This is a genomic window from Exiguobacterium sp. NPDC077395, from assembly GCF_050269125.1.
In the GTDB taxonomy this organism is placed as follows: domain Bacteria; phylum Bacillota; class Bacilli; order Exiguobacteriales; family Exiguobacteriaceae; genus Exiguobacterium; species Exiguobacterium aestuarii_A.
In genome coordinates this window covers 160513-183798 of the sequence record NZ_JBNNHU010000002.1, presented here as the reverse complement: position 1 = coordinate 183798, position 23286 = coordinate 160513, and the positions used below count along the sequence as shown (strand labels likewise).

26 protein-coding genes are annotated in these 23286 nt (G+C 46.7%); 9 read left to right on the top strand and 17 right to left on the bottom strand.

Annotated elements, in window-relative coordinates:
- Nucleotides 1–13: 13 nt before the first annotated feature.
- A complete protein-coding gene (locus tag ACQKD4_RS11385) occupies nucleotides 14–751 on the bottom strand; it encodes a YwqG family protein (RefSeq protein ID WP_427373414.1) in 738 nt (245 codons plus the stop codon).
- Between the two features lie 149 nt (nucleotides 752–900).
- On the opposite strand from ACQKD4_RS11385, the gene ACQKD4_RS11380 reads away from it, so the two are divergent.
- The 4 genes from ACQKD4_RS11380 to ACQKD4_RS11365 all read left to right on the top strand — a co-directional run bounded on the left by ACQKD4_RS11380 (nucleotide 901) and on the right by ACQKD4_RS11365 (nucleotide 3768).
- A complete protein-coding gene (locus ACQKD4_RS11380) occupies nucleotides 901–1254 on the top strand; it encodes a CidA/LrgA family protein (protein ID WP_427373413.1) in 354 nt (117 codons plus the stop codon).
- Nucleotides 1251–1925 carry an LrgB family protein gene (locus ACQKD4_RS11375; protein WP_427373412.1) on the top strand — a complete coding sequence of 225 codons (675 nt, stop codon included), beginning with the start codon at nucleotides 1251–1253 and terminating at the stop codon, nucleotides 1923–1925. The genes ACQKD4_RS11380 and ACQKD4_RS11375 overlap by 4 nt, the downstream gene beginning before the upstream one ends.
- A gap of 102 nt (nucleotides 1926–2027) precedes the next feature.
- Nucleotides 2028–3266: a peptidase T gene (gene pepT / locus ACQKD4_RS11370; RefSeq protein WP_427373411.1), complete on the top strand. Its 1239-nt coding sequence runs from the start codon at nucleotides 2028–2030 to the stop codon at nucleotides 3264–3266.
- Nucleotides 3267–3318: 52 nt separating this feature from the next.
- The gene (locus ACQKD4_RS11365) at nucleotides 3319–3768 is read left to right on the top strand and encodes an SACOL1771 family peroxiredoxin (RefSeq protein WP_427373410.1); all 450 of its coding nucleotides are present in this window, start codon (nucleotides 3319–3321) and stop codon (nucleotides 3766–3768) included.
- A 39-nt stretch (nucleotides 3769–3807) separates the two neighbouring features.
- Here ACQKD4_RS11365 and ACQKD4_RS11360 read toward each other — a convergent pair whose 3' ends face one another.
- The gene (locus ACQKD4_RS11360; protein WP_427373408.1) at nucleotides 3808–4449 is read right to left on the bottom strand and encodes a hypothetical protein; all 642 of its coding nucleotides are present in this window, start codon (nucleotides 4447–4449) and stop codon (nucleotides 3808–3810) included.
- A gap of 189 nt (nucleotides 4450–4638) precedes the next feature.
- On the opposite strand from ACQKD4_RS11360, the gene ACQKD4_RS11355 reads away from it, so the two are divergent.
- Nucleotides 4639–6264: an ABC-F family ATP-binding cassette domain-containing protein gene (locus ACQKD4_RS11355; protein ID WP_214695756.1), complete on the top strand. Its 1626-nt coding sequence runs from the start codon at nucleotides 4639–4641 to the stop codon at nucleotides 6262–6264.
- Between the two features lie 33 nt (nucleotides 6265–6297).
- On the opposite strand, the gene ACQKD4_RS11350 is transcribed toward ACQKD4_RS11355, so the two are convergent.
- Nucleotides 6298–7047, bottom strand: coding sequence for a FixH family protein (locus ACQKD4_RS11350; RefSeq protein ID WP_427373407.1), 750 nt, complete (start codon nucleotides 7045–7047; stop codon nucleotides 6298–6300).
- A gap of 268 nt (nucleotides 7048–7315) precedes the next feature.
- Between ACQKD4_RS11350 and ACQKD4_RS11345 the strand changes: the two genes are divergently transcribed.
- Nucleotides 7316–8512: a LysM peptidoglycan-binding domain-containing protein gene (locus ACQKD4_RS11345; RefSeq protein ID WP_427373406.1), complete on the top strand. Its 1197-nt coding sequence runs from the start codon at nucleotides 7316–7318 to the stop codon at nucleotides 8510–8512.
- A gap of 65 nt (nucleotides 8513–8577) precedes the next feature.
- Nucleotides 8578–8841, top strand: a complete 264-nt coding sequence (locus tag ACQKD4_RS11340) for an LlsX family protein (RefSeq protein WP_427373404.1) — start codon at nucleotides 8578–8580, stop codon at nucleotides 8839–8841.
- Between the two features lie 24 nt (nucleotides 8842–8865).
- Here the strand turns inward: ACQKD4_RS11340 and ACQKD4_RS11335 are convergent, their stop codons facing one another.
- From ACQKD4_RS11335 to ACQKD4_RS11315, 5 genes are all read right to left on the bottom strand, one after another.
- A complete protein-coding gene (locus ACQKD4_RS11335) occupies nucleotides 8866–9303 on the bottom strand; it encodes a hypothetical protein (protein ID WP_271305899.1) in 438 nt (145 codons plus the stop codon).
- Complete coding sequence (locus ACQKD4_RS11330; RefSeq protein WP_427373403.1) at nucleotides 9300–10625, bottom strand: PepSY-associated TM helix domain-containing protein; 1326 nt, start codon at nucleotides 10623–10625, stop codon at nucleotides 9300–9302. Before ACQKD4_RS11330 ends, ACQKD4_RS11335 begins: the two co-directional genes overlap by 4 nt.
- Before the next feature lie 216 nt (nucleotides 10626–10841).
- Complete coding sequence (aceA, locus tag ACQKD4_RS11325; RefSeq protein WP_074036681.1) at nucleotides 10842–12110, bottom strand: isocitrate lyase; 1269 nt, start codon at nucleotides 12108–12110, stop codon at nucleotides 10842–10844.
- Nucleotides 12111–12185: 75 nt separating this feature from the next.
- A complete protein-coding gene (locus tag ACQKD4_RS11320; protein ID WP_214876193.1) occupies nucleotides 12186–12482 on the bottom strand; it encodes a hypothetical protein in 297 nt (98 codons plus the stop codon).
- Nucleotides 12479–14662 (bottom strand): malate synthase G, encoded by a 2184-nt coding sequence (locus ACQKD4_RS11315; protein ID WP_427373401.1) that lies wholly within the window; start codon nucleotides 14660–14662, stop codon nucleotides 12479–12481. The genes ACQKD4_RS11320 and ACQKD4_RS11315 overlap by 4 nt, the downstream gene beginning before the upstream one ends.
- A gap of 181 nt (nucleotides 14663–14843) precedes the next feature.
- Here ACQKD4_RS11315 and ACQKD4_RS11310 point away from each other — a divergent pair, with 181 nt between their 5' ends.
- Both ACQKD4_RS11310 and ACQKD4_RS11305 read left to right on the top strand, forming a co-directional pair.
- Nucleotides 14844–15290 (top strand): MarR family winged helix-turn-helix transcriptional regulator, encoded by a 447-nt coding sequence (locus ACQKD4_RS11310; protein ID WP_078146066.1) that lies wholly within the window; start codon nucleotides 14844–14846, stop codon nucleotides 15288–15290.
- Nucleotides 15287–15922: a nitroreductase family protein gene (locus ACQKD4_RS11305; protein ID WP_427373400.1), complete on the top strand. Its 636-nt coding sequence runs from the start codon at nucleotides 15287–15289 to the stop codon at nucleotides 15920–15922. Before ACQKD4_RS11310 ends, ACQKD4_RS11305 begins: the two co-directional genes overlap by 4 nt.
- Before the next feature lie 39 nt (nucleotides 15923–15961).
- Here ACQKD4_RS11305 and ACQKD4_RS11300 read toward each other — a convergent pair whose 3' ends face one another.
- The 9 genes from ACQKD4_RS11300 to ACQKD4_RS11260 all read right to left on the bottom strand — a co-directional run bounded on the left by ACQKD4_RS11300 (nucleotide 15962) and on the right by ACQKD4_RS11260 (nucleotide 23216).
- Nucleotides 15962–16624 (bottom strand): NAD(P)H-dependent oxidoreductase, encoded by a 663-nt coding sequence (locus tag ACQKD4_RS11300; RefSeq protein WP_015880376.1) that lies wholly within the window; start codon nucleotides 16622–16624, stop codon nucleotides 15962–15964.
- Between the two features lie 16 nt (nucleotides 16625–16640).
- Nucleotides 16641–17252: an SAM-dependent methyltransferase gene (locus ACQKD4_RS11295; protein ID WP_427373398.1), complete on the bottom strand. Its 612-nt coding sequence runs from the start codon at nucleotides 17250–17252 to the stop codon at nucleotides 16641–16643.
- Nucleotides 17249–18256 (bottom strand): ABC transporter permease, encoded by a 1008-nt coding sequence (locus tag ACQKD4_RS11290; RefSeq protein WP_427373397.1) that lies wholly within the window; start codon nucleotides 18254–18256, stop codon nucleotides 17249–17251. The genes ACQKD4_RS11295 and ACQKD4_RS11290 overlap by 4 nt, the downstream gene beginning before the upstream one ends.
- Entirely contained in the window at nucleotides 18253–18927 is a 675-nt protein-coding gene (locus tag ACQKD4_RS11285; RefSeq protein ID WP_427373396.1) for an ABC transporter ATP-binding protein, read from the bottom strand. The genes ACQKD4_RS11290 and ACQKD4_RS11285 overlap by 4 nt, the downstream gene beginning before the upstream one ends.
- A 41-nt stretch (nucleotides 18928–18968) precedes the next feature.
- The gene (locus ACQKD4_RS11280; protein ID WP_427373395.1) at nucleotides 18969–19697 is read right to left on the bottom strand and encodes a GntR family transcriptional regulator; all 729 of its coding nucleotides are present in this window, start codon (nucleotides 19695–19697) and stop codon (nucleotides 18969–18971) included.
- A gap of 79 nt (nucleotides 19698–19776) precedes the next feature.
- Entirely contained in the window at nucleotides 19777–21177 is a 1401-nt protein-coding gene (locus ACQKD4_RS11275; protein WP_427373502.1) for a glycoside hydrolase family 1 protein, read from the bottom strand.
- A 61-nt stretch (nucleotides 21178–21238) separates the two neighbouring features.
- Nucleotides 21239–22546: a PTS cellobiose transporter subunit IIC gene (gene celB / locus ACQKD4_RS11270; protein ID WP_427373501.1), complete on the bottom strand. Its 1308-nt coding sequence runs from the start codon at nucleotides 22544–22546 to the stop codon at nucleotides 21239–21241.
- Between the two features lie 23 nt (nucleotides 22547–22569).
- On the bottom strand, nucleotides 22570–22914 hold the full coding sequence (locus ACQKD4_RS11265; protein WP_353047925.1) for a PTS lactose/cellobiose transporter subunit IIA: 345 nt from the start codon (nucleotides 22912–22914) through the stop codon (nucleotides 22570–22572).
- A 5-nt stretch (nucleotides 22915–22919) separates the two neighbouring features.
- The gene (locus ACQKD4_RS11260; RefSeq protein WP_015880368.1) at nucleotides 22920–23216 is read right to left on the bottom strand and encodes a PTS sugar transporter subunit IIB; all 297 of its coding nucleotides are present in this window, start codon (nucleotides 23214–23216) and stop codon (nucleotides 22920–22922) included.
- Between the last annotated feature and the right edge of the window lie 70 nt (nucleotides 23217–23286).

Here is a 23286-nt window from a genome sequence, read left to right as displayed (position 1 = left end):
TCTCTTTTTTCGTTCAATAACACTGCATGATGATTTCGGTTTCTTCAAATCGTTTGGCGCGGAGGGCATCTTCTGAAATAAGAAAATAAAGAATGCCAACATCCCCAAATATGACATCTAATTCTTCAGTAGAATCCATTTGAAAGAGCAGGAAAGGATGATCGAATCGTTCCCCATATGTTTCTTCTACTTCTTCAAACACGTCATTCTGCACTTCATTCGGATGTCCACCAATTGCGTGGAGTTCTTCTTGTTCGAATTGTTCGACAAGCGTTTCGTACAGGTCGTCACCGAGCAAATCGTACAAATCATACCCATTCTCCGCATAGCTCTCTTTGAAAGAAACGGCACGCTCATTCAATGCTTCTCCAACTCGCACTCGTTCAAGCTGTGTTTCTTCCGTATACACGACACGCCAAAGATGACGCTCGTCCTCATCTCCCCAAGGTTGTTCTTCCAAGTCATAGAAGAAAGACAACAAGCCATCTTTCGGGAGTGCATCCACGGATTCAAACTCAGCTAAATCACTTAAACGGAACTGAGCTAAAAACGTCATATTCTCCCCAGGGTGCAAGTCAGCATGTGGCAAATCAGGATGCCCACCGAATTTTGAATGGCCGATTTGAACTTCTTCTCGTGTGGTTCGTGGTACAAGCGTCAAATTGACCCGCTTCGTGAACGCACGTAAAATGTCTTCCCCGTTTTGTAATCCATGCTCTTCAATAAATTGCTCAATCGTTTTTAGTTCCATCTCGACACCCCGCTTGTTTATGATAGATGTAGTATAGCATGCCGAACGTATGTACCCATTATCTTTTTTGTTATACCCTTTTCTTGACCGATGAGGATGAATTTGAGAAGATGCATACGTTTTGAATGATGCGAAAGGAAGTCTTATAGATGAAATTATTGAAATGGATGATTGGGCTCTCACTCTTGTTTGGATTGAGCACGCTCGGCAACTGGGTGGTTGAGACGTTCTCGTGGAAAGTACCAGGCAGCGTCATCGGCATGGTGCTGTTGCTCGTCCTCTTAGTAACAAAAGTCATCCGCGTGGAATGGATTGAAGACAGCGCTGGATTTTTGACGAAGCACCTCGCATTCTTCTTCATCCCGATTGCTGTCGGTCTCATGGCGTACGGTACGTTGTTAAAAGCCGCCGGCATCCCTCTTCTCGTGACGTTACTCATCAGCATGGCGGTCGGTATGGTCGTGACAGCGTTTGTTTCCGGGAAAGAAGGTGAGGCGTCATGACATACGTTTGGATTGGATTGACGATTCTCGTGTATTCGCTCAGTCGTCAACTCTCTAAAAAATGGGCATCCCCGTTCACCAATGTCGTCTTCTTAAGTACAGCGGTTCTGATTCTCCTGTTACTCGTGACAGGACAGTCCTATGATACGTATAAACCGGCTACCGATCTCATCACCATCTTACTCGGTCCGGCGACAGTCGCGCTCGGGTTACCGCTCTATCGCAACTTACCCGTGTTACTCGCCCGGGCAAAACGAGCCCTGAGTGCCATCGTACTTGGGTCACTGTCCACAATTTTTGTGGCTGTCCTTTTCGGCAAATTGTTTTCATTCACCGAAAACGTATTGATTGCGCTATCGGTCAAATCGGCCACGTCCCCGATTGCCCTTGAATTGGCTCGACAACTAGAAGGGGATGCAACGCTTGCCGCTTCGATTGCCGTCGCCTGCGGTATTTTAGGTGCGATGCTCGGTCCGGTACTCTTAACATGGATTCGTATAGACGACCCTTTCACGCGTGGACTTACGCTCGGCACCATCAGTCACGGGATTGGAACCGCTCAGGCAGCGACGGAACATCCGTTGTCTGGTGCCACAGGTGGAGCCGCGATGGGATTGACGGCCATTTTCACCTCATTCATCTTGCCCATTCTATACCCGTTTCTCTTTTGAACAGGTCGCGCTCATTTCATCGATGGGCGTGACTTTTTTGTTTCGACTTCGAGCGCGCGTGATAAACTAATGAAGATGAAACTTTTTAGAGGAGGGCAATCCATGCAAGAGAAACTAATTGAACGCTTAATGACATACGCGAAGATTGATACACAGTCTGACTTCACGAGTACGACAACACCGTCGACGGCCAAACAATGGGATTTGATTCGTCATTTGGAGAAAGAACTGAAAGAACTCGGGCTGACAGACGTCGAGACGGATGAATACGGCTATCTCTTCGCCACACTTCCGAGTAACGTCGATCATGACGTCCCGACAATCGGCTTCCTCGCTCATGTGGATACGGCAACCGATTTCACGGGTACGAACGTTTCCCCTCAACTCGTTGAGCATTATGAAGGCGGCGACATCGTCTTGAACGAATCCTTAAATATCGTCTTATCACCAAAAGACTTCCCAGAACTTGACGGGTATGTCGGACATACGCTCATGACAACGGATGGAACGACACTCCTTGGTGCGGATGATAAAGCAGGAATCGCCGAAATCGTCACAGCCGTCGAATACTTATTGGCTCACCCTGAGATTCCGCACGGACCGGTCCGCATTGCTTTCACACCGGATGAAGAAATCGGACGTGGACCACATAAATTCGATGTCGCCCGTTTTAACGCGGACTTTGCTTACACGATGGATGGTGGCCCGCTCGGAGAGTTACAGTATGAAAGTTTCAACGCAGCCGGTGCGACCGTCACCTTCCACGGCACGAACGTTCACCCGGGTAGCGCCAAGAACAAGATGGTCAACTCGATGAAGCTCGCGATGGCGTTCCAAAACCGTTTACCGGCTGATGAGGCACCGGAACGTACGAGCAACTACGAAGGATTCTTCCATTTGAACGGCTTTAATGGGGATGTGGAAAAGACGACACTTCAATACATCATCCGCGATCACGACAAACAGAAGTTCGAAGCGCGTAAAGCGTTGATGGAGAAACTTGTTCTCGAATGGAAGCAAAAATACGGGGAAGAGCGGATTGAACTCAAAATGGAAGACCAGTATTACAACATGGCCGAGAAAATCGAACCGGTGAAACACATCGTCGATACCGTTGCTGACGTCATGCGCGACCTTGGCATCGAACCGAAGATTGAACCGATTCGTGGTGGGACAGACGGATCGCAACTTTCTTACATGGGTCTTCCGACACCGAACATCTTCACGGGTGGCGAGAACTATCACGGGAAGTTCGAATATATCTCTGTGAACAACATGGAAAAAGCAACAACGGTCATTATCGAAACACTTCGCACATTCGCGAAGCGTGCACAAGCATAACACATGCGCCTCCAATCGTTCTCTTTTACACTAGAGACATTGGAGGCGATTTTTGATGAAACATACATTTAGCATGAACCTCGGCTGGGATGGCGGACGAAATGACGTCGGTACCCTCGAGGCTGAGCGATTAAAGACACAGATTTCGATTCCACCCGAAATGGACGGTCCCGGAGTCGGCACGAATCCGGATGAAATGTTACTCGGGGCAGCGGCCACGTGTTATATCATCACACTCGCAGCCGTACTCGGGCGAAGCGACCTGACTCACCGTGGCATCACGATTGACGCAGAAGGAATCGTCGATGTGACGAACGGCATCTTCACCTACGAGACGATTCGCTATGCGACAACGATTCAAGTACCTGCAGAGATGACCGACCGAGAGATTACGCTAGTCGAGCGCATTGCGAAAAAAGCGAAAGATCAATGTATGATTTCACGCGCGCTCGCAGGAAATGTGGCGTTCGAATTGAATACGACTGTTGTACGAGTCGACTGAAGCCATCATGATGATGGCTTTTTCTGTGCATCGAAGTGTTCAGCTACCTTGTTGATCGATGATCTCACCGTCCACAGAAATCCCTCGTACAATCGCTCCTTGCCCGATTTGAAAATAATATCGACCCAGACCCTTTCGAATCATCGTTGCCTCGGTGAACATAGTGTCGTGATGGGATTTCGTTTCAACTGTATCGATTTTTGGATTGTTCACTTCTCCAAATGTCACATCGAAAGCATATTCGACGTTGCCTTCATCGTCATAGTCTCTTAAAAAGGTGTCGTACACGGTGAGGTTGTCATTTTCATAGTGGGTCCATCCTGTCGATCCTAAAACTTCCCATCCTTCTTCATCATTCCCCTCAAAGAACTGGACGACTAATGCCTCCATCTCATTTTGAAAATCAATATCATCTTGAAACTCCATGACATCTTGAAATTCTGTAGGATCCGGAATCGTCGTGTACATGACGATGGTCACCCCATCGTGTCGTGTTATATAAATCAATTTATTCATGTCATAAGTTAGACCTTTAGCCAATGCCTCGTCAAAATCATCATATTTCCCAAACTCAAACTTCCCTACCTCAAACGTTTGAAGTTCATTCTTCAATAGCGAATTCACGATACTTGAACTGACCGCAATGAATATGATGATCAGCCAGAGTCTAATTTGTTTCATAGTACCCCCCATTTGATTCACGTGCATTTCTGTTCTACATAATATTTCCATCTTACGGTGTAGAATCCTTTATCCTAATGCACAAGTTTTTCTTTAACGTTTGTGAATCATGACGTGACACTGCGCGATTTTTAAAAACGTGATACAATACACGTCGTAAACTAATCAGAAAAACGAGGGATACCATACATGATTACAGTAAATAACGTCAGCCTACAATTTGGCGGTCGCAAGTTGTTCGAAGACGTGAACATCAAGTTCACACCAGGCAACTGTTACGGATTGATCGGTGCGAACGGTGCCGGTAAATCGACATTCTTAAAGATTTTATCAGGTGAGCAAGATACGACGACGGGTGATGTCAGCATCACACCGGGTGAGCGTCTCGCGGTCCTCAAACAGGACCACTACGCGTATGAGGACAGTGCTGTTCTCGAGACCGTCATCATGGGTCACGAGCGTCTTTATAGCGTCATGAAAGAAAAAGACGCCATCTATATGAAAGAAGATTTCTCAGACGAAGATGGAATGCGCGCAGCTGAACTCGAAGGTGAGTTCGCTGAGTTGAACGGTTGGGAAGCAGAGTCAGAAGCGTCGATGGTTCTTCAAGGTCTTGGGATCACAGAAGCGCTTCACCAGAAACAAATGAGCGAACTCACAGGTGGCGAGAAAGTCAAAGTCCTTCTTGCCCAAGCACTCTTCGGTAAGCCAGACATCTTGCTTTTAGACGAGCCGACCAACGGACTTGACCTCAAAGCAATTCAATGGTTAGAAGAGTTCTTAATCAACTTTGAAAACACAGTCATCGTCGTTTCCCACGACCGTCACTTCTTGAACAAAGTCTGTACACACATGGCAGACCTCGACTTTGGAAAAATCCAATTGTATGTCGGGAACTACGACTTCTGGTATGAGTCAAGCCAACTTGCTACACGTATGGCGGCAGATCAGAACAAGAAGAAAGAAGAGAAGATCAAAGAGCTTCAAAACTTCATCGCACGTTTCAGCTCGAACGCATCGAAAGCGCGTCAAGCGACGTCACGTAAGAAGTTGCTCGATAAGATCACACTCGACGACATTCGTCCGTCATCACGTCGTTATCCATTCGTCGGATTCACGATGGAACGCGAAATCGGGAACGATGTTCTCTATGTCGACAACGTTTCGAAAACGATTGATGGCGTAAAAGTGCTCGACAACGTCACGTTCTCACTTAACAAGACGGACAAAGTCGCATTCGTTGGTCGTTCTGACGTTGCGATCACGACACTCTTCAAAATTCTCATGGGTGAGATGGAACCAGATACAGGTTCGGTCAAATGGGGCGTGACGACGACTCAGTCGTACTTCCCGAAAGACAACTCGGAATACTTCGAGGGCTCGGAAAAGAGCATCCTCGACTGGTTGCGTCAATTCTCACCAGCCGATGAGTCAGATACGTTCCTTCGCGGATTCCTTGGCCGCATGCTCTTCTCAGGCGAAGAAGTCATGAAGAAGGCGTCTGTCCTCTCAGGGGGAGAAAAAGTACGCTGCATGCTCTCGAAGATGATGCTCTCAAACTCGAACGTGCTCGTCCTCGACGATCCGACGAACCACTTGGACCTCGAATCGATCACAGCACTCAACAACGGTCTCGAGTCATTCAAAGGCGTACTCCTCTTCAGCTCACATGACCATCAGCTCATATCGACGATTGCGACACGCATCATCGAAGTGACACCGAATGGCATCGTGGATAAAGAAGCAACTTATGATGAGTACTTGGAGAACGAAGCGCTCCAACAACAAGTTGAATCTCTCTATCAAAATGCATAATAAAAATGATCGGCTCGCGTGAGCCGATCATTTTTATTTGACGTCTACCGTCTCCATCACATGCTCATGAATGTCATGGCCTTTCGTGACGTGGACTTGAACGTTGTATGCACCAGATTCAGTAAAGGTATGTATCCCTTTGTACATCCCAGCATCTGCTTCCTCTAACTTCACCCACTCATGCTTCTCTGCCCCGTCTTGGAAGATTTCGAGTTGTACGTCTGCCCCCGCTAACATCTCGTCTTCAATCATGACGTGTACCATGAACGGTTGTTCCTCACCTGCTGTCGCCTCTTTCGAATCGAGCGTAATGTCCGCTCCTGCATGGTGATGATGATCACTATCTTCCTCAGCTTCAGCTGCTGTTTCTGGATGTCCAACCGTCACATTCGTCGTCGGCATCGTATGCATCGAACGCGCTGTCACGTGAACTTGGACCGTATAGACCGCTTCTTCCGCAAACGTCGTCTCTGCTTCATAGACACCGTCTTTCGTGAGTGACGCCTTAATCATGTCACTCTCTTCTTTCGCACCGTTCTTCCACACTTCGAACTTGATCTCATCCGCATCGTCTACGGGCTGACCATCTTGGGTGACGCGAACAGATAATGGTACCACTTCTCCTTGATCTGCCGTCGCAGCCACCGTCAACTCTGCCTCTACCGGCTCCATCGATTGTGGAATAGTTGCGCTTTCCGCTTCTTTCTCCGTGCCGCACGCACCGAGTGCGAATAGGCCGATGAGTCCAAACACGACCCCAAACCGTGTCATCATCTTTTTCATCATAAATCCTCCTTATAAATCGCTTACATCATTCACACATTGTTCATGATACCATCTCTTTCCAAAAAGAGTGTGAGCATTCTGTGAGATATCCCACGATACGTTCTCACAAATTTCACACATATAGTTGAATCAAAATTTGTTTTATCCATTTCCGAATATTAGTCCATCATTTCTAAAAAGGGGTATATAAAATATATATATATAGGCGTACATTTGGAAAGTCTTAACATCAAGAGGATGACATCATGAATGGAGGCGAATTCAGATGAAACGTAGGGTCATTCGTGGGGCGATGGCATTGTTCATCTTATTGGCAATGGTGATCACACAATCGATTTCCGTCAGTGCTGCCGCTTCAAAATTTATCACGAGCGTGAACACGACAAACAAAGTCGTTGCGTTAACGTTCGATGATGGGGCAGACGGAGCGAACACGAACAAGATTTTAGACATTTTGGCAAAAAACAACGTCAAAGCCACTTTCTTTTTGACAGGATCGGGTGCAAACAACCATCCCCAATACATTAAAAATATCGCCGCAAAAGGACATCAACTCGGTAATCACTCGTATACACATCCTGACTTCACGAAACTAACTGCCACTCAAATGAAATCCGAACTCGACCGCACGGAAGCCTTGATTAAATCATTGACCGGAAAAACGACAAAACCGATTTTCAGAGCACCGTTCGGAGCCGTCAATAGTACTGTGTTGAACGGCGTCGGTGCTGCCGGATATGGTTACACGATTCAATGGAATATCGATACGATTGACTGGAAAGGATTGACCGCGAGCCAAATCAATACGAAAGTACAAACCAATATTAAACCGGGTTCAATCGTCTTAATGCATACTGGTGCGGGTGCACCGGGTACACCACTCGCATTGCCAACGATGATTTCGCAACTGAAAGCAAAAGGGTACCAATTCGTCACGGTCTCGCAATTACTCGCCTATCAAAACACGTCAACGAACAAAACGTATACTGTGAAGTCCGATGACACGTTGTACAGCATCGCACGGACGTATGGCGTCACGGTATCCGCTCTAGCGGCAGCTAACAATATCACAAACTATAGCTTAATCTATGTCGGACAAGTGCTCATCATTCCTGGAACAACCGTCACACCTCCACCTACAACGACCGTGAAATACACCGTAAAGTCGGGCGACACGCTCTACAAGATTGCGACGATGTACAATACGACCGTCGCGAAAATTGCAGCCGCCAACAAGATCACAAACATCAACCTCATCAGTGTCGGACAGGTGCTCATCATTCCTGGAACAACCGTCACTCCACCACCTACAACGACCGTGAAGTATACCGTAAAATCGGGCGACACACTCTATAAGATTGCGACGATGTACAATACGACCGTCGCGAAAATTGCAGCGGCTAACAACATCACGAACATCAATCTCATCAGTGTCGGGCAAGTGTTGACCATTCCGAAATGAGTGAACCGTGAATCTTTTCCTCTACTTGTGACGTATCGTATGCAAACAGGAAAAGAGGAATCACTATGACTCGAATCGCAATCCGCGTTAGTATCGCTGCACTCATCGGACTTGGTGTCTCCATTGCCACATTCTCGATTTTGATTTGGCTCGGTTATGAACAAGCACTCACATCCGGTGAACCGATCCAATTCTTCACTCGTGACATTTATCAATTCGAAAACGAGGTCGGGGTGGCCAATCAGAATCAGATGGCCATACTTGGTGCAGGTTTTATGGGAATCGCTATTCTCATCGGAGAAATCGGGTCACGCTTCAAACAAAAATAACCGCTGCGCGTGCAGCGGTTATTTTTAGTGATGATGTCCACCATCGTGATCATGTGACTGAACTGTCGATTGTTCAATCTGGTCGATTTGGTCTTGTGGTACATCGCCGACAATCATCCATGCAGTTGGGGTATACACTTTCTGCCCTTCATGCACCATGCCGTTCACTCGATAAATTCCTTGATCGAGCTTCACGCTCGTTACGAGGTAGCCATCCCTTTCCGTCACTTCGTATGTCCGTGTGTCCTCGGTGGCATAAGGTGTGACTTGAATATGGCTTTCTGTCACGCGTTCGTCATTCGCTACTTTCATCGCAAGTGTCGTCAATCCGACTTCCACGCGTTCAGGTACAATCAATTGAATCCCAATCGGATCAATGGTGCGTTCAATCGGTTGAAGCTGACACGCGCCTAACCAAATCGTCGCTAGGATGACAGGAAGGACTGTTTTGAATCGTCTCATGCTGCCACCTCCGCTTTCAACTTCCGGCGTCCGACCAACCAATCAAATACGAGAACGATAAGGATACTGATTCCCGCAAGCGGTAATGTCACACCGAGCAGTAAGATCGAGATACCAACGATTCGTTTGATCCGTTCGTCTTCGAACCGCTTCATCTGTTCGATGGACCCGACTTTTCGTTTGCGCCACATCACAAACGAACTGATGACCACAAAAATGAGACTTAGACAAAGTGCAACCCCGACCAATTGATTCAGTAATCCAAACAAACGACCTTCGTGGAAGGCGATTCCGACCGTAATTAGTTTTCCAAGAATCCCATAATCCGCATACGTTACAGAACTAAGTGTCTCACTGCTATATTGATCTAAGTTCACCGTTGCTTCTTTGAACGGGTGTCCTGCTGCTGATGTGACGGTATAGACGCCTGTTTCGCCTTCCGGAAGCGAGATTGTGTACGGTCGATTGATCGACGTATTGTTCACGACCTGATTCAAGTCAATTGGCAACAGTGTACTTGGTGAAGATGCCGGTACAAGATCTGCTTGTGTTGCCCAAGGTACGTCTTCTGCCACATCTTTTGTGGTCACAGTTGATTCCGGTTTAGCGCCAAACGCATAGGCATACATCGGTGCTCCCGTATTTGTCGACGAGGAGACCCACTGCAACATAGCCCCTGACACGGATGACCAGGCAAGACCTGAACTGATGATGATGACGAGGCCTAGCGATGACCATAAAGCGACGCTACCGTGCATTTGTTTCCACCATTGCCGACCTTTCCCGAGCTTCGGCATGAGCATCCGAACCGGATTTTTCCCACGTGGCCAGAATAAGAACGTTCCCGTGATGAGTAGAATAATCGCCCATGACGCTGCGAGCTCGACAATCCAGTTCCCGATTTGTCCGCCTAATAGTGTGCCATGAATCACAACTAACAAATCCATACTACTTTCAGCAGTTCGTGTCCCTAAAACTTCGGCAGTTTCTGGATGAATATATGTATACATCATCTCGTCATTGTTCATCCAACCGATTCGAGTCGATTCACCTTCATCCGGCAATCGAATCGATGTAATCATCGCATCCGGATATTCTGTCATGAATGATTCTTTTTGGATTTCTATCGGCTGTTCTTCCGTGAAAGATGCCGTCATCATGTCTTTGTATTGCATCTTCGTTACTTGTGGTTCAAATAAATAAATGCTTCCTGTCACAGCCAAGATAATGAAAATCGGTGCAAATATAAGACCTGCATAAAAGTGCCAACGCCAAATCGCTTGATACCAAGCGTTGCGTTTGTTCAATCGTTCCCCTTGCATAACGCTTCCCCCTTATTTTTTGTGTCCAACTTGTGAACAGATTGAGTATACAAGGGATGGAAACGTTTTATTCTTACTATTTGTGACAACTATTCGTCGATATAGAGAAGTCAAAATGAACTTTAATTCATCTTTTTTTCATATATTTCAGGACTTACTCCACACATTTTCACATAAACAAAGAGACGCCAACAAATTGGCGTCTCCAGAGTGTGATTAATTTGTGAATTGCTCTGCTTCTGTCGATCCAGCTAATGCAGTCGTTGATGATTGCCCACCTGAGATGACGAGTGAAACTTCATCGAAGTACCCCGTCCCGACTTCACGCTGATGACGTGTCGCCGTATAACCATGTACTTCAGCCGCAAATTCTGCTTGTTGTAACTCCGAGTACGCTGCCATGCCACGGTCTTTGTACCCGCGTGCGAGCTCGAACATCCCGAAGTTGAGCGCGTGGAATCCAGCGAGTGTGACAAACTGGAACTTGTATCCCATCGCACCGATTTCTTGTTGGAACGTCGCAATCTCTTCGTCGGATAGCTTCTTCTTCCAGTTGAACGACGGTGAACAGTTGTACGCAAGGAGTTTTCCTGGATACTTCGCATGAATCGCTTCGGCAAATTGACGTGCCTCCGCCAAGTCCGGTTCAGACGTCTCGCACCAGACGAGGTCTGCATATGGTGCATAGGCGAGTCCACGAGCGATCGCTTGCTCGATGCCGGCTTCCGTACGATAGAAGCCTTCCGGTGTACGCTCCCCAATGATGAACGGATGATCGATTGGATCGATGTCGCTCGTGATCAAGTTCGCCGCGTGCGCATCTGTCCGCGCTACAATGATGGTCGGGACACCCATGACGTCTGCCGCGAGTCGAGCCGAGATCAAGTTTTTCACAGCCGTCTGAGTTGGGAGTAACACCTTCCCACCGAGGTGACCACATTTCTTCTCAGACGAGAGCTGGTCTTCGAGGTGAACGCCGGCAGCCCCTGCTTCGATCATCGCCTTCGTCAATTCGAATACGTTAAGCACCCCACCGAACCCGGCTTCCATATCCGCGACAATCGGTGCGAACCAATGTGTGTCGCCCTTTCCTTCCGCCGTTTGAATTTGATCGGCACGTTGGAGTGCCTGATTGATTCGTTTGACGACACTCGGAACCGAGTTGGCCGGATATAGACTTTGGTCTGGGTACATATGACCCGATAGGTTCGCATCCGCCGCTACTTGCCAGCCGCTCAAGTAAATCGCTTCAAGTCCTGCCTTTACTTGCTGAATGGCCTGATTGCCTGTCAACGCGCCAAGTGCATGCACGTAGTCACGCTCGTGCATCAATTGCCATAAGCGTTCCGCTCCCTTTGTCGCGAGCGTCTGTTCAATCACAATCGATCCTCGTAATTTCATAACATCTTCTACGGAGTATGGACGTTCTACCCCTTCAAATCGTTCCGACTTCCAGCTATCCATCAATTGTTCGCGTTGTTTCATCAATAATCCCTCCTGTATTATATTAATTTTAATAAATTCAATTTGTTATATAACAGATAGTGCAAAATAAATGGGTTAGTCAAGGTAAGCACAGCACTCCAACGCTGCTTTGAACGTCGAATGCTCCATCCCGCAGCAACGACAGACGTTCTCTTCGTCCCGATCTTCCGGTTTGCGGAAGACGACGACTTCCTCAATCGGTTCCTTCATGATTTGAAGTGATCCATCTGCCCGGTCCAAGACGAGACGCATCAAGTCGTTCCCGTATACGAATGCTGTATTCGCAAGTGATGCTGTCGATTCTCCAGATACGATGCGGCGGACGACCCAACGTTCAATCAACTGTTCGCTTTCCATTTTTTTCGTAGTCATGATGAGGTTCCTCCTTTAAGGTTTAACTCCATAGTTTGTCGTTTCATAAATTCACGGCGACGGCGATGTAAGATCGGTTCTGTGTATCCGTTCGGTTGTTTCAACCCATGAAACACGAGTTCATGGGCAGCTTGATAAGCGATCGATTGATCGACGTTCGGTGTCATCGGTCGATAATTTGGATCTGCCTCGTTTTGTTCATCGACGACCTGTGCCATTCGATAGAGTGTGACTTCGACTTGATCTGCTGAACAGATGCCATGATACAACCAGTTGGCCACGTGTTGGCTCGAAATCCGGAGTGTCGCCCGGTCTTCCATCAGTCCGATATGGTGAATATCCGGCACTTTCGAACAACCTACACCTTGTTCGACCCAACGAACGACGTATCCGAGCAATCCTTGTAAATTGTTCTCGAGCTCTTCTTTGATCTCGTCTTGCGAATAGATGCGTGTCGCGAGCGGAATGTCGAGGAGCTGTTGTCGTTCATTTTCCAAAGCAGGTTGCTGCATCAATTGTCGCTGCACAGCAAAAGCGTCGAGTTGATGATAGTGCATCGCATGGAGCGTCGCTGCCGTCGGGGAAGGCACCCACGCCGTTGTCGCCCCGGACCGTACGTGCGCAATTTTTTCACGCATCATGTCCCGCATCTGATCAGGCATCGCCCACATCCCTTTCCCGATTTGTGCTTGATAATGGAACCCGCTCTCGAGACCGGTTGACACATTCAATCGTTCGTATGCAGCGAGCCAAGGAGACGTCTTCATCTCTCCTTTTCGACGCATTGGTCCAAGTGTCATCGAGGAATGAATCTCGTCCCCCGTCCGGTCGAGGAAGCCCGTATTGATGAAGACGACCCGCTCTTTCACTTGAGCGATACAATTTTTCAAGTTGAGTGACGTTCGTCTCTCTTCATCCATCACGCCGACTTTTAACGTATGGCGCGGAAGGTTCAATAGATCTTCTACAGCGTCAAACAAGTCATTGGTGAATGCTACTTCTTCAGACCCGTGCATTTTCGGTTTGACGATATAGATCGATCCTTCCCGAGAGTTGAGGCGGCGATGTAGATGGCGACTCGCGATCAATGAAGTGAAGATGGCATCAACGATCCCCTCTGGTACCTCACGACCTTCTGCATCAAGGATCAAGTCCGTCGTCATCAAGTGTCCGACATTTCGAATGAATAAGAGTGCGCGTCCTGGGAGCACAACTTCCACTCCACCTTTTCCAATCAAACGCTTATCTTCGTTTAAACGTCGAGAGAGTCGCTTCCCGTTCTTTTGGAACGAGGCTTCAAGCGTCCCATCCATCAAGCCTAGCCAATTACGATACAGATGAACTTTGTCTTCCGCACAAACGGCTGCGACCGAGTCTTCACAATCCACGATTGCGGATAGGGCTGATTCGAGCTCGATGTCCATCAGTCCAGCAGGATCGACTTTTCCGACCGGATGTTCGCGATCAAATTGCAGTTCAACGTGCAAGGCATGGTGTCTGAGCATCAACGTCTTCAACTCGTCCGGTTCCCCGGTGTAACCGATGAAAGAATCATCTGCGAACGAATGCTCGTCATCCCCGATTACCGCATAGGCGACATCGTCACGAACGACGTATCGTGTCACTTCCTTGTGCGACCCTGACGGTAGCGGGAACGTGTCATCTAGAAACTGTTTCGCCAACCGAATAACTTCATTACCGCGAACGGGATTATATCCCCGTCCCTTTTCCATACCGTCCGCCTCTTCAATCATATCTGTTCCATAAAGGGCGTCGTAGAGACTTCCCCATCTGGCATTGGCGGCGTTAAGTGCATATCTGGCATTGTCTAACGGTACGACGAGTTGCGGCCCCGCTTGATGCGCGATTTCACGATCGACACCCGAAACATCGATGTTAAAATCTTCGACAATCGGTTCGATATAGCCGATTGACGTTAAAAATGTCTCATATTCGATTGGATCGACTTCTTCTTGGCGACTGTACCACTCCTGTAACAATCGCTCATATGTCATGCGCTGCTCCAGAAGTGTCTGATTTACTGGAATGAAACGCTCTAGAAGCGATTCGACGCCTTCCCAAAAAACGTTGATTTCTTGGGGTTCAAGTACGTTTTCATTCATAAATTCAACCAGTTTCTCATGAACATGATACGTATTTAGTCGTTCATAGTGTTCCAAGCGTTCACATCCTCCTTTAATCATTGTTATATATCAGTTGATTACAATATAGACTATTATATAACAGTTTGACAACCCATTTTTTAAAACTTTTTATTTGAAATCTCATCAGAATGGGTTTACTATACATTGTGTGACCCATCAATGATTGAGTCATCAACGATTCGAGGAGGCGATGTGCATGCGAGATTCTTGCTCGCTCCGTGATCAAATTCTCTATCACATCATCACCGTACAAAAAGAATTGGGGCAATTATTCGACTCTGAAATGGACGGGCTCAGCTTGAGTCGCTACGACATTTTAAGCAACCTGTATCACGTCGGTCCATTGCGACAACGTGAATTGCAACAGCGCGTCGATGTCGACCATGCCGCCATCACCCGACATCTGAAACAATTGGAGACACAAGGACTGATTACGCGGAGACGCTGTGAACAAGACAACCGTGTCATCTATGTCGAGTTGACAGACGATGGTCGTGAGCAAATTGCACATTGGACTGAGCAAAAAGAGTGCTTAACGGACCGACTTTTTGTCAACATGAAGGTAGAGGATCAACAACAGTTATTAGCATCCCTAACGATGTTACAAGATACAATTGACCATGAAAGGAAGACAACAATATGAACATTGCTACACAAAAAGACTTTATGGAGATTGTCAAAGGACGCCGCTCGATTCGTGTGTACGATGAGAACGTCAAAATCTCAAAAGAAGAAATGACCCAAATCCTTGAAGAAGCGACAACAGCTCCTTCATCACTTAACTTACAGCCATGGCGCTTCGTCGTCATCGATAGCGCAGAAGGAAAAGAAACGCTCCTTCCACTCGCAAGCTTCAACAAACGCCAAGTGGAAACATCTTCAGCTGTCATCGCACTCTTCGCTGACTATCAAATGGCAGATTACACAGAAGAGATTTTTGATACAGCAGTAGAGCGCGGTATGATGCCGGCTGAGGTCCGCGACCGTCAAGTCGACATGATCAAAGGCATCTTCAAAGACGCACCGAAAGAAATGGTCAAAGACAGCATCATGCTCGATTCAGGTCTTGTTGCGATGCAACTCATGCTCGTCGCACGTGCGCACGGATATGACACAAACCCAATCGGCGGATACGACAAAGCGAACATCGCTGAAGCGTTCGGTCTCGACAAAGAACGTTACCTTCCAGTCATGCTTCTCTCAATCGGGAAAGCAGCAGAAGAAGGGTACCCATCAGTACGCTTCCCAGTCGACCGCATCACAGACTGGAAATAATTCAAAAGGTTCAATCGCCTCAGCGATTGAACCTTTTTTTCATCCGATATATTTGACGACTTCGTTGAAGTCACGACGTGTTTTCGGTGCGAAATCACGCGCCCGATACCCAAATGCGACCATGACCGAAAGTGACCATTCGCCTCGTTCCATCACACCTTCTGAGATGAGCAACTCATCGATTTCCTCTTGATTGAACCCTTCAATCGGGCATGAATCAATTTCGATTTGTGCAGCGGCCGTCATCATATTCCCGAGTGGAATGTATGTCTGACGCTTGATCCATTCCTGGAAGACACGTTCATCATCCAAGAGACGATAGTCGTTCTCCTGGAACTCCTGTACCCGTTTCACGCGTTGCGCGTATTCTTCTTCCGTCCGGCCCTGTACACCCGTCACGATATGACGAATATAGTCCGCATCGTAACGCATCGCTTTCGGTGTTCTTGCGAGAATCAACACGAAGTGGCTCGCAGTCAAAGCCTGACCTTGCGCTCCCCATGCGTGATCTTTAATTTTTTGGAGCAAATCTTCCCGACGCACCACGACGAATTGCCATGGCTCGAATCCGAATGAACTCGGCGAAAGACGTCCCGTCTCTAAAATGAACTCCATGTCCTCTTCTTTGATTTTACGATCCGCATCGAATGCTTTCGTCGCTTGACGCCAACGATACGCTTCTAAAATGTCTTTCTTTTTCATCGTGCTCACTCCTCCATTACCAAGATGACTCCATCATATCAAACCGATAAATCAAAAATCGCTCATGAAGATTCTTCAGCGGCAATCGCACCGTTTGTACGTACTGAAAAGGTGTCTCGTCGTTTAAATAATGGAGGTACTCATCCGCCGGATAATATAAAATCACATCGACCGGGCGAGGATCTATTTCAACAGATTCGATGATGTTGGCAATCACTTGGCGGAAGACGTTCACGGAGAACGGATTAAAGAAGTAGAATCGATTCGCATCCGATGGAATCGTGAATTCCTCCGCGAGTCCTTGTTCCAATTGAACACTTCCCCGATTACGATGTTTCTTCGTATAGCGCACCCAATTCTGGAGTGCCTCCTCGTGAAATCCACCGTCCATCTCGACACCGATTGCCCGCACGCGAAACGCATACGCTAAATAAAACGGCAGACGTCCTTTGCCCGAACCGAAATCAACAATCGTATCTGTGGACTCTAACGGATACGCGTCCCGAAGCAAATCGAGTGCCTCGTAAGGAGTCGGTTCATAACGATGATATTCCGCCGAAGATGGAAATCCTTGCTGTAGTTTGGCCGTCTCGATCTGTAGGAGTTGTTCATATTGCTGTTCGTTCATGATGAACCTCTTTCTTGAATAGATTGGAAGAATGGATGCCGCTCCATCTCTTTCGTAAATGACGTCTGTTCCTGATAGGCGACATACATGACATAAATCGGAACCAACACTTTAAACCAGCTTGGAAGTAAAATGAAGCTTGTCACGCCAAGTGGAATGAGTCGAAACCACAAATTTCGGTGGCTCGGCGTCCTGAAATAGATTAGGATTGCCATCGTCCGTCTGACGGTGCCAAAGCGATTCGGTTTCGGTCGATATAGTGGACGTGTCCGCTCACTCGTCTTCTCGATGGCACCTGAGGTTGTCAGCAGGACTCGGTCGAATGAGGCACGCTCACGTTCCCCGATTTCAATCTCGCGACCGATATTCGGATGTTTCGACACCCATCCTTCCCCTACGTATAACGCAAATGTGACCATCATGCTTCCGATCAACACACCGAGTAACACCGACTCAATCAATAGCGCATACACGCCTACAAAAGCAATCAACACGATCAATAATCGTTTCATGAGATGGACGTGTCGGAGGCGAAGTTGATACTGAATCCATGCATGGCACCAGGAGAGTAAGAAAAGCGCGGCTCCGAATGCGAGGATCTCGACAGTGGTTCTTCCCTCTACATGTAGAATCGGTGCGATCAATAGAAGATAGAATCCGTATTGAATCAGGTGTTGAGTCATCTGATATACGACGGAGTACCATTTCAACTGTCGAATGAGATGACGATCAGCTACGAGGATGAGGTCGGCGCGCTCTATCCATACAAACATGCGGTCCTGCCACATCACCCATCCGAACAGGATTGCCCATAACAGGTAAGGCACATCACGCAACCAATCGATATTCCCTTCCCATACGAGCCAGTAGGAATAGCCTGCCCATATGAGAAGAGGAATGACGCCGTATAAGAAAATCGTCCAGTCGACAATCAATCGGACCGTCTTCCACTGTTGTTTCATATAACGGGAGACACGCATCCAAAACAATCGTTTCGCAATCATCGGAGCGCCACATCTTCCATCATGTCAAATAAGGTCATCCCCTCTGTATCGAGTGCTTCACGAATCTCTGCTTTCGTCCCACTCGCCAAGAGTTCCCCGTCATCAATCCATACGAACCGGTCACACAACCGCTCGGCCGTATCAAGAACGTGTGTGACTAGTAAAACAGCGGCTCCCCTCGTGCGCTCCGCTTCTAACAATCGAAGTAATTGGATGGTGGTCGTTGCATCTAATCCGATAAACGGTTCATCGACAATCAATACATGCGCTTCTTGAATGAGCGCCAATAAAATCATCGCTTTTTGTTTCATCCCTTTTGAAAAAGAGGAGAGATACCGGTCTGTCACATGATCAAGTCGGAAAAGCTGCAGCAACTCCTCCGTCTTTTCTGTCGACTCGACACCCGTCAATTCTTGAACGAGCGCAATATGTTCCGATAGTGTCAAATAATCGTAGTAAACCGGTTGCTCCGGGATGTACGCATAGCGTTCCATCTCGACGGTTCCTTTCATCCATGGAATCGTTCCTGTCAGACAGGCGATTGTAGTCGTTTTTCCTGCACCGTTCGACCCGATTATCCCTAAAATCTCGCCCGACCGCACATCAAACGAAATGCCTTGAATGACGGGCTCGTTTACCTCATATCCTGCTTGTTCAATTCTCACATCCACGATGGGTCCTCCTTACGAAAAAGTCGCCATCGCGGCGACTTTCACTTCACAATATTGACCGATGAAAACACAAATTTATCGTATCGGTGACGGGCAAACGAATACTCGAACGGTTTCCCGTTACTCAAATAGACAACTTGCTCGACTTCGATAATCGGTTCAGTGATATCATTCTTCAAGTAAGCTTGATCGTACTCATCCGGTTTATCTGCTCGAATCACTTTGTGCGAGCTTGTAATCGTATAGCCTAAATCTTCTTGAATATACGCGTACACGGACTTTTCTAAAATTTCACGTGTGATTCCTGTAATGAGGTTAGCAACCATGTACGTCAATTCGATGACATACGGCTCCTCGTCTACGTAACGCACACGACGTATTTCATAGACTGGTTCTGTCAGCTCAATCATGAGATGATCGGCGACTTCTTGACTCGGAAACTTCACCTCGAAATTGAGGACTTCACTTCGTAACGAGCGATCTCCGATTACTTGAGTCAGCCCTCTCGTTTCTTTGCTAATCACGTTGATGCGATCTTTTTGGAAGCTTGACTGTAAAATGAATGTTCCTTTACCACGTTTACGATAGATCAGACCTTCCATGACGAGAATCTCAAGCGCACGTTTCATCGTCATTCGGCTCACCCCAAACTCTTGGGCCAAATGGATTTCGTCGGGTAGTGCATGTTCTAGCGGATAAACGTGTTCAATAATTCTTTTACGAATTTCATCAGCAATGGTTTCATATTTCGGTTTTTTCTTAGTAGACATATAGCACCTCATGTATAGACATATATGTACAATATATCAAAAAAAGCTGACAAAGAGTAGCCTTTGTCAGCTCGCTTCATTATTCTGTGAAACCTTTCGCTTCAATCAATTGTTTAAACCAGTGTCCTGATTTTTTTACAGTACGCTGTTGCGTATCTAAATCAATGCCTACAAATCCATAGCGATTTTTATAAGCATTGCTCCATGACCAATTGTCCATGAAGGTCCAAAGATGATAGCCTTTCACGTTCGAACCCTCTTCAATCGCTTGGTGCATCCATTTCAGATGTTCACGAATGAAATCAATCCGATAATCGTCTTGGACACTTCCGTTTTCGTCACGATAACGCTCTTCACCCTCGACACCCATTCCATTCTCTGAAATGAAGCACGGAATATTACCATAGTTTTCTTTTAGATTGATTAAAATATCATAGATTCCTTTTTCGTAAATTTCCCATCCACGATACGGATTCATTTTACGTCCAGGCATCTCATAGAAATCAAATAAGTTTTCCGGTAAGAATGGTGCGTCCGGATTCGGAAGCGATGCTTTTGCTTTCACGCGACGCGGCTGGTAATAGTTGATGCCAAGCAGGTCGACTGTATGTTCGCGAATGAGTTCAAGATCACCTGCTTTCATCTGTGGCATCGCATCTTCCGACTTCAGCACATCTACTAATTCTTGAGGGAACGTACCTAAAACAGATGGATCGAGGAACGAGCGATTGAACATCGCATCAGCAATGCGCGCTGCGCTCAAATCAGCTGGGTGCTGACTTCTCGGATATGAGGGTGTCAGATTTAAGATGATTCCGATTTGCCCTGATTGTCCCATGTCACGATACGCTTCGATTGCCATCGCACTCGATAAGTTCGAGTGGTACGCTACTTGGACAGCTCGCTTGAAATCAACAACGTTTGGATAATGAAAATCATATAAATATCCACCCTCTACCGGTACAATCGGTTCATTATGCGTGAACCACTTCTCGACGCGGTCACCAAACAACTCAAAGCATGTCTTCGCAAAGGTGACATATGCCTTCACGACTTCCCGTGACTCCCAACCACCTTGTTCTTGAAGCGCCATCGGCATATCAAAGTGATACAGATTGATGAACGGTTCGATACCATGATCGATTAAGCAATTGATGACATTGTTATAAAATGTGATTGCCTCTTCATTTACTTCCCCGACACCTTGTGGAAAAAGACGTGACCATGAAATGGAGAAACGGAACGTGTTATGCCCGAGTTCTTTCATCAATGCGATATCTGCTTCATACAAATGATAGAAGTTTGAGGCCTCTGTTGCACTCACGCCATTGAAGAAGCGGTTCGGCTCTTGCATGTACCAGTAATCCCAGATGTTCAATCCTTTTCCACCTTCAAAAGCAGCACCTTCCATCTGTGTAGCTGAAGAAGCCGTTCCCCACCAAAAGTCTGTCGGAAATTGATAGGTCTTTTGCTCTCTCATACGTGTTTGTGTCGGGTTCGTCATTATTTATCTCTCCCTTATTTGTATTTTCTCTATATGTTTACACTGCTTCTTGTTTATCTGTTGATTCTTCTAATTCTTTTTTCAAATTCATTCGGTCGATAAATTTCAAGAACGGGAACCAAATCGCCAAAATAATGAAGAAGTTCACGATTTGAAGAAGACCTCCTGCAAGCGAGTTCGTCGCCATGACACCACTCAAGAACATCGGGACAGTCCATGGAACCGCAACACCAGTTGGTGGTGGGACTAAGCCTGTTGACATCGCGAAGTATGTGACCGTCACCGTCACGAGCGGTGCGACAATCCAAGGAATCATGATGAGCGGGTTCATGACGATCGGAAGTCCGAAGATGACCGGCTCGTTTACATTGAATAGTCCAGGTCCGAGGGATAGTTTCCCGATTTGTTTCAACTGTTTCGATTTCAAGAACAACAAGATGGCCACGACGACAGCCAGTGTAGTTCCGGAACCACCAAGCCCTACCGTGTAAATTTCAATGAACTGTTTACTGATAATGTTCGGAACATCTCCAGTCGAGGTATAAGCCGTCAAGTTTTCCACAGATAATGTGTTCCAAATCGGGTCCATCACCGAGTTGACGATGACCTGACCGTGGAGTCCGAAGAACCAAAATAGCTGAACGAAGAAGATTGCAATCAACGTTGGAATGAGACCATTTCCTAATGTCACAAGCGGTTGCTGAACGACGTTGAAAATGACGTCATGAAGATTCGTATTGAATAAGTTCGTTACGATGATGTTGAATGTTAAAAATACAGTCAGGGTTAACAATGCAGGAACAAGTGCTGAGAATGATTTCGCAACAGCTGGCGGTACTCCATCCGGCATCTTAATCGTCCAGTTCTTTTGAACGACAAATCGATAAATCTCACCGGACAGGAATCCTGTAATCATCGCAAGGAACATCCCTTTTGCTCCAAGACGATCCAATGGAAGGACATTTCCGACTGCCTCTGACATGCCGTCCACTTCAATCAAGAACGGCGTTAAGAGAAGGAATGACACGAGCGAAATCGCTCCCCCGAACACAGCCTCGACTTGATAACTTTTCGATAGATAATACCCGATACCGAAGACGACAAAGATAGACATAATCCCCATCGTTGCAGATGGTGCGTTTCCGAGTGATGTTTTAAATACACTGAGTGTACTTTCGGACATGAAACGGTCGAGGAACGGCAGGTTTGCAATGACGACGATGATTGACCCAAACATGGTAATTGGGAAAGCGAGCATGAATGCATCTCGCAATACTTGTAAGTAGCGACTGTTGTTTAAATAGGTCGCCATCGGCATGAGCAGTTTACTGATCATGTTGAACATTTTATTGTCCTGTGACATATGATTCACCCTTCTTGATTAGGATTTACAATCTTTTGTTCGACCATTTCGACCAAACCCGCTGTCAAATCAAGCATCGTTTGCGTAGACATCAAATGGTCCTCTGCATGAAGAAGCAATAACGATACGTCTGTTTTTTCTCCATTCGCTTCTCTCTGAATTTGTGAAAAGTGTGTTTGATGTGCTTCTTTTAATTGTTCGCGTGCCTCGCCAATCTTTTCTTCGAACGTTTCATAAGAACTCGTTTTATACAGTTGAATCGCTTCCTGAATCGTACTTCTCGCATTGCCACTGTGCAAAATCATCATGAACGCCATTTGTTCCAAAGTTAACTCATCTACCTGTTCCACGTTGTTCACCCCATTAATTTCATGGCTTGCTCGTATGCAGCTTTTCCGTTCGCCGTGCCGTACGCCATCATATCGATTACTTCAATCGGCGTTGATGTTTGTGCTTTCAATTTATCCAATAGGAATCGCATTTGTGGACCAATCAAAATCACATCTGCCTCGTCCATCTCGGTTACAACCTGATCTTGACCAACTGCCCAAATCTTCGCCTCATCCCCAATTGATGTGGCGTGATCCTTCATCTTCGTCACGAGTAAACTCGTCGACATCCCTGAACTACACGCTAATAAGATTTTCTTCATGTGTCCTCACTCCTTATTTGAAATCGTTTACATATTTTATTATACACATGATTTATTTCATGTCTATACT

What these genes read in the sequence shown, in the direction of transcription:
- ACQKD4_RS11280 (WP_427373395.1), bottom strand. Translation starts at nt 19,697, where the DNA reads ATGTCTACTAAGAAAAAACCGAAATATGAAACCATTGCTGATGAAATT.
- aceA (WP_074036681.1), bottom strand. Translation starts at nt 12,110, where the DNA reads ATGAAACAACGCGAACAATTGATGGATAGCTGGAAGTCGGAACGATTT.
- ACQKD4_RS11275 (WP_427373502.1), bottom strand. Translation starts at nt 21,177, where the DNA reads ATGAGAGAGCAAAAGACCTATCAATTTCCGACAGACTTTTGGTGGGGA.
- ACQKD4_RS11375 (WP_427373412.1), top strand. Translation starts at nt 1,251, where the DNA reads ATGACATACGTTTGGATTGGATTGACGATTCTCGTGTATTCGCTCAGT.
- ACQKD4_RS11295 (WP_427373398.1), bottom strand. Translation starts at nt 17,252, where the DNA reads ATGAACGAACAGCAATATGAACAACTCCTACAGATCGAGACGGCCAAA.
- ACQKD4_RS11350 (WP_427373407.1), bottom strand. Translation starts at nt 7,047, where the DNA reads ATGAAAAAGATGATGACACGGTTTGGGGTCGTGTTTGGACTCATCGGC.
- ACQKD4_RS11335 (WP_271305899.1), bottom strand. Translation starts at nt 9,303, where the DNA reads ATGAGACGATTCAAAACAGTCCTTCCTGTCATCCTAGCGACGATTTGG.
- celB (WP_427373501.1), bottom strand. Translation starts at nt 22,546, where the DNA reads ATGTTCAACATGATCAGTAAACTGCTCATGCCGATGGCGACCTATTTA.
- ACQKD4_RS11305 (WP_427373400.1), top strand. Translation starts at nt 15,287, where the DNA reads ATGAACATTGCTACACAAAAAGACTTTATGGAGATTGTCAAAGGACGC.
- ACQKD4_RS11340 (WP_427373404.1), top strand. Translation starts at nt 8,578, where the DNA reads ATGACTCGAATCGCAATCCGCGTTAGTATCGCTGCACTCATCGGACTT.
- ACQKD4_RS11360 (WP_427373408.1), bottom strand. Translation starts at nt 4,449, where the DNA reads ATGAAACAAATTAGACTCTGGCTGATCATCATATTCATTGCGGTCAGT.
- ACQKD4_RS11290 (WP_427373397.1), bottom strand. Translation starts at nt 18,256, where the DNA reads ATGATTGCGAAACGATTGTTTTGGATGCGTGTCTCCCGTTATATGAAA.
- ACQKD4_RS11320 (WP_214876193.1), bottom strand. Translation starts at nt 12,482, where the DNA reads ATGACTACGAAAAAAATGGAAAGCGAACAGTTGATTGAACGTTGGGTC.
- ACQKD4_RS11260 (WP_015880368.1), bottom strand. Translation starts at nt 23,216, where the DNA reads ATGAAGAAAATCTTATTAGCGTGTAGTTCAGGGATGTCGACGAGTTTA.
- ACQKD4_RS11310 (WP_078146066.1), top strand. Translation starts at nt 14,844, where the DNA reads ATGCGAGATTCTTGCTCGCTCCGTGATCAAATTCTCTATCACATCATC.
- ACQKD4_RS11355 (WP_214695756.1), top strand. Translation starts at nt 4,639, where the DNA reads ATGATTACAGTAAATAACGTCAGCCTACAATTTGGCGGTCGCAAGTTG.
- ACQKD4_RS11385 (WP_427373414.1), bottom strand. Translation starts at nt 751, where the DNA reads ATGGAACTAAAAACGATTGAGCAATTTATTGAAGAGCATGGATTACAA.
- ACQKD4_RS11345 (WP_427373406.1), top strand. Translation starts at nt 7,316, where the DNA reads ATGAAACGTAGGGTCATTCGTGGGGCGATGGCATTGTTCATCTTATTG.
- pepT (WP_427373411.1), top strand. Translation starts at nt 2,028, where the DNA reads ATGCAAGAGAAACTAATTGAACGCTTAATGACATACGCGAAGATTGAT.
- ACQKD4_RS11300 (WP_015880376.1), bottom strand. Translation starts at nt 16,624, where the DNA reads ATGAAAAAGAAAGACATTTTAGAAGCGTATCGTTGGCGTCAAGCGACG.
- ACQKD4_RS11380 (WP_427373413.1), top strand. Translation starts at nt 901, where the DNA reads ATGAAATTATTGAAATGGATGATTGGGCTCTCACTCTTGTTTGGATTG.
- ACQKD4_RS11330 (WP_427373403.1), bottom strand. Translation starts at nt 10,625, where the DNA reads ATGCAAGGGGAACGATTGAACAAACGCAACGCTTGGTATCAAGCGATT.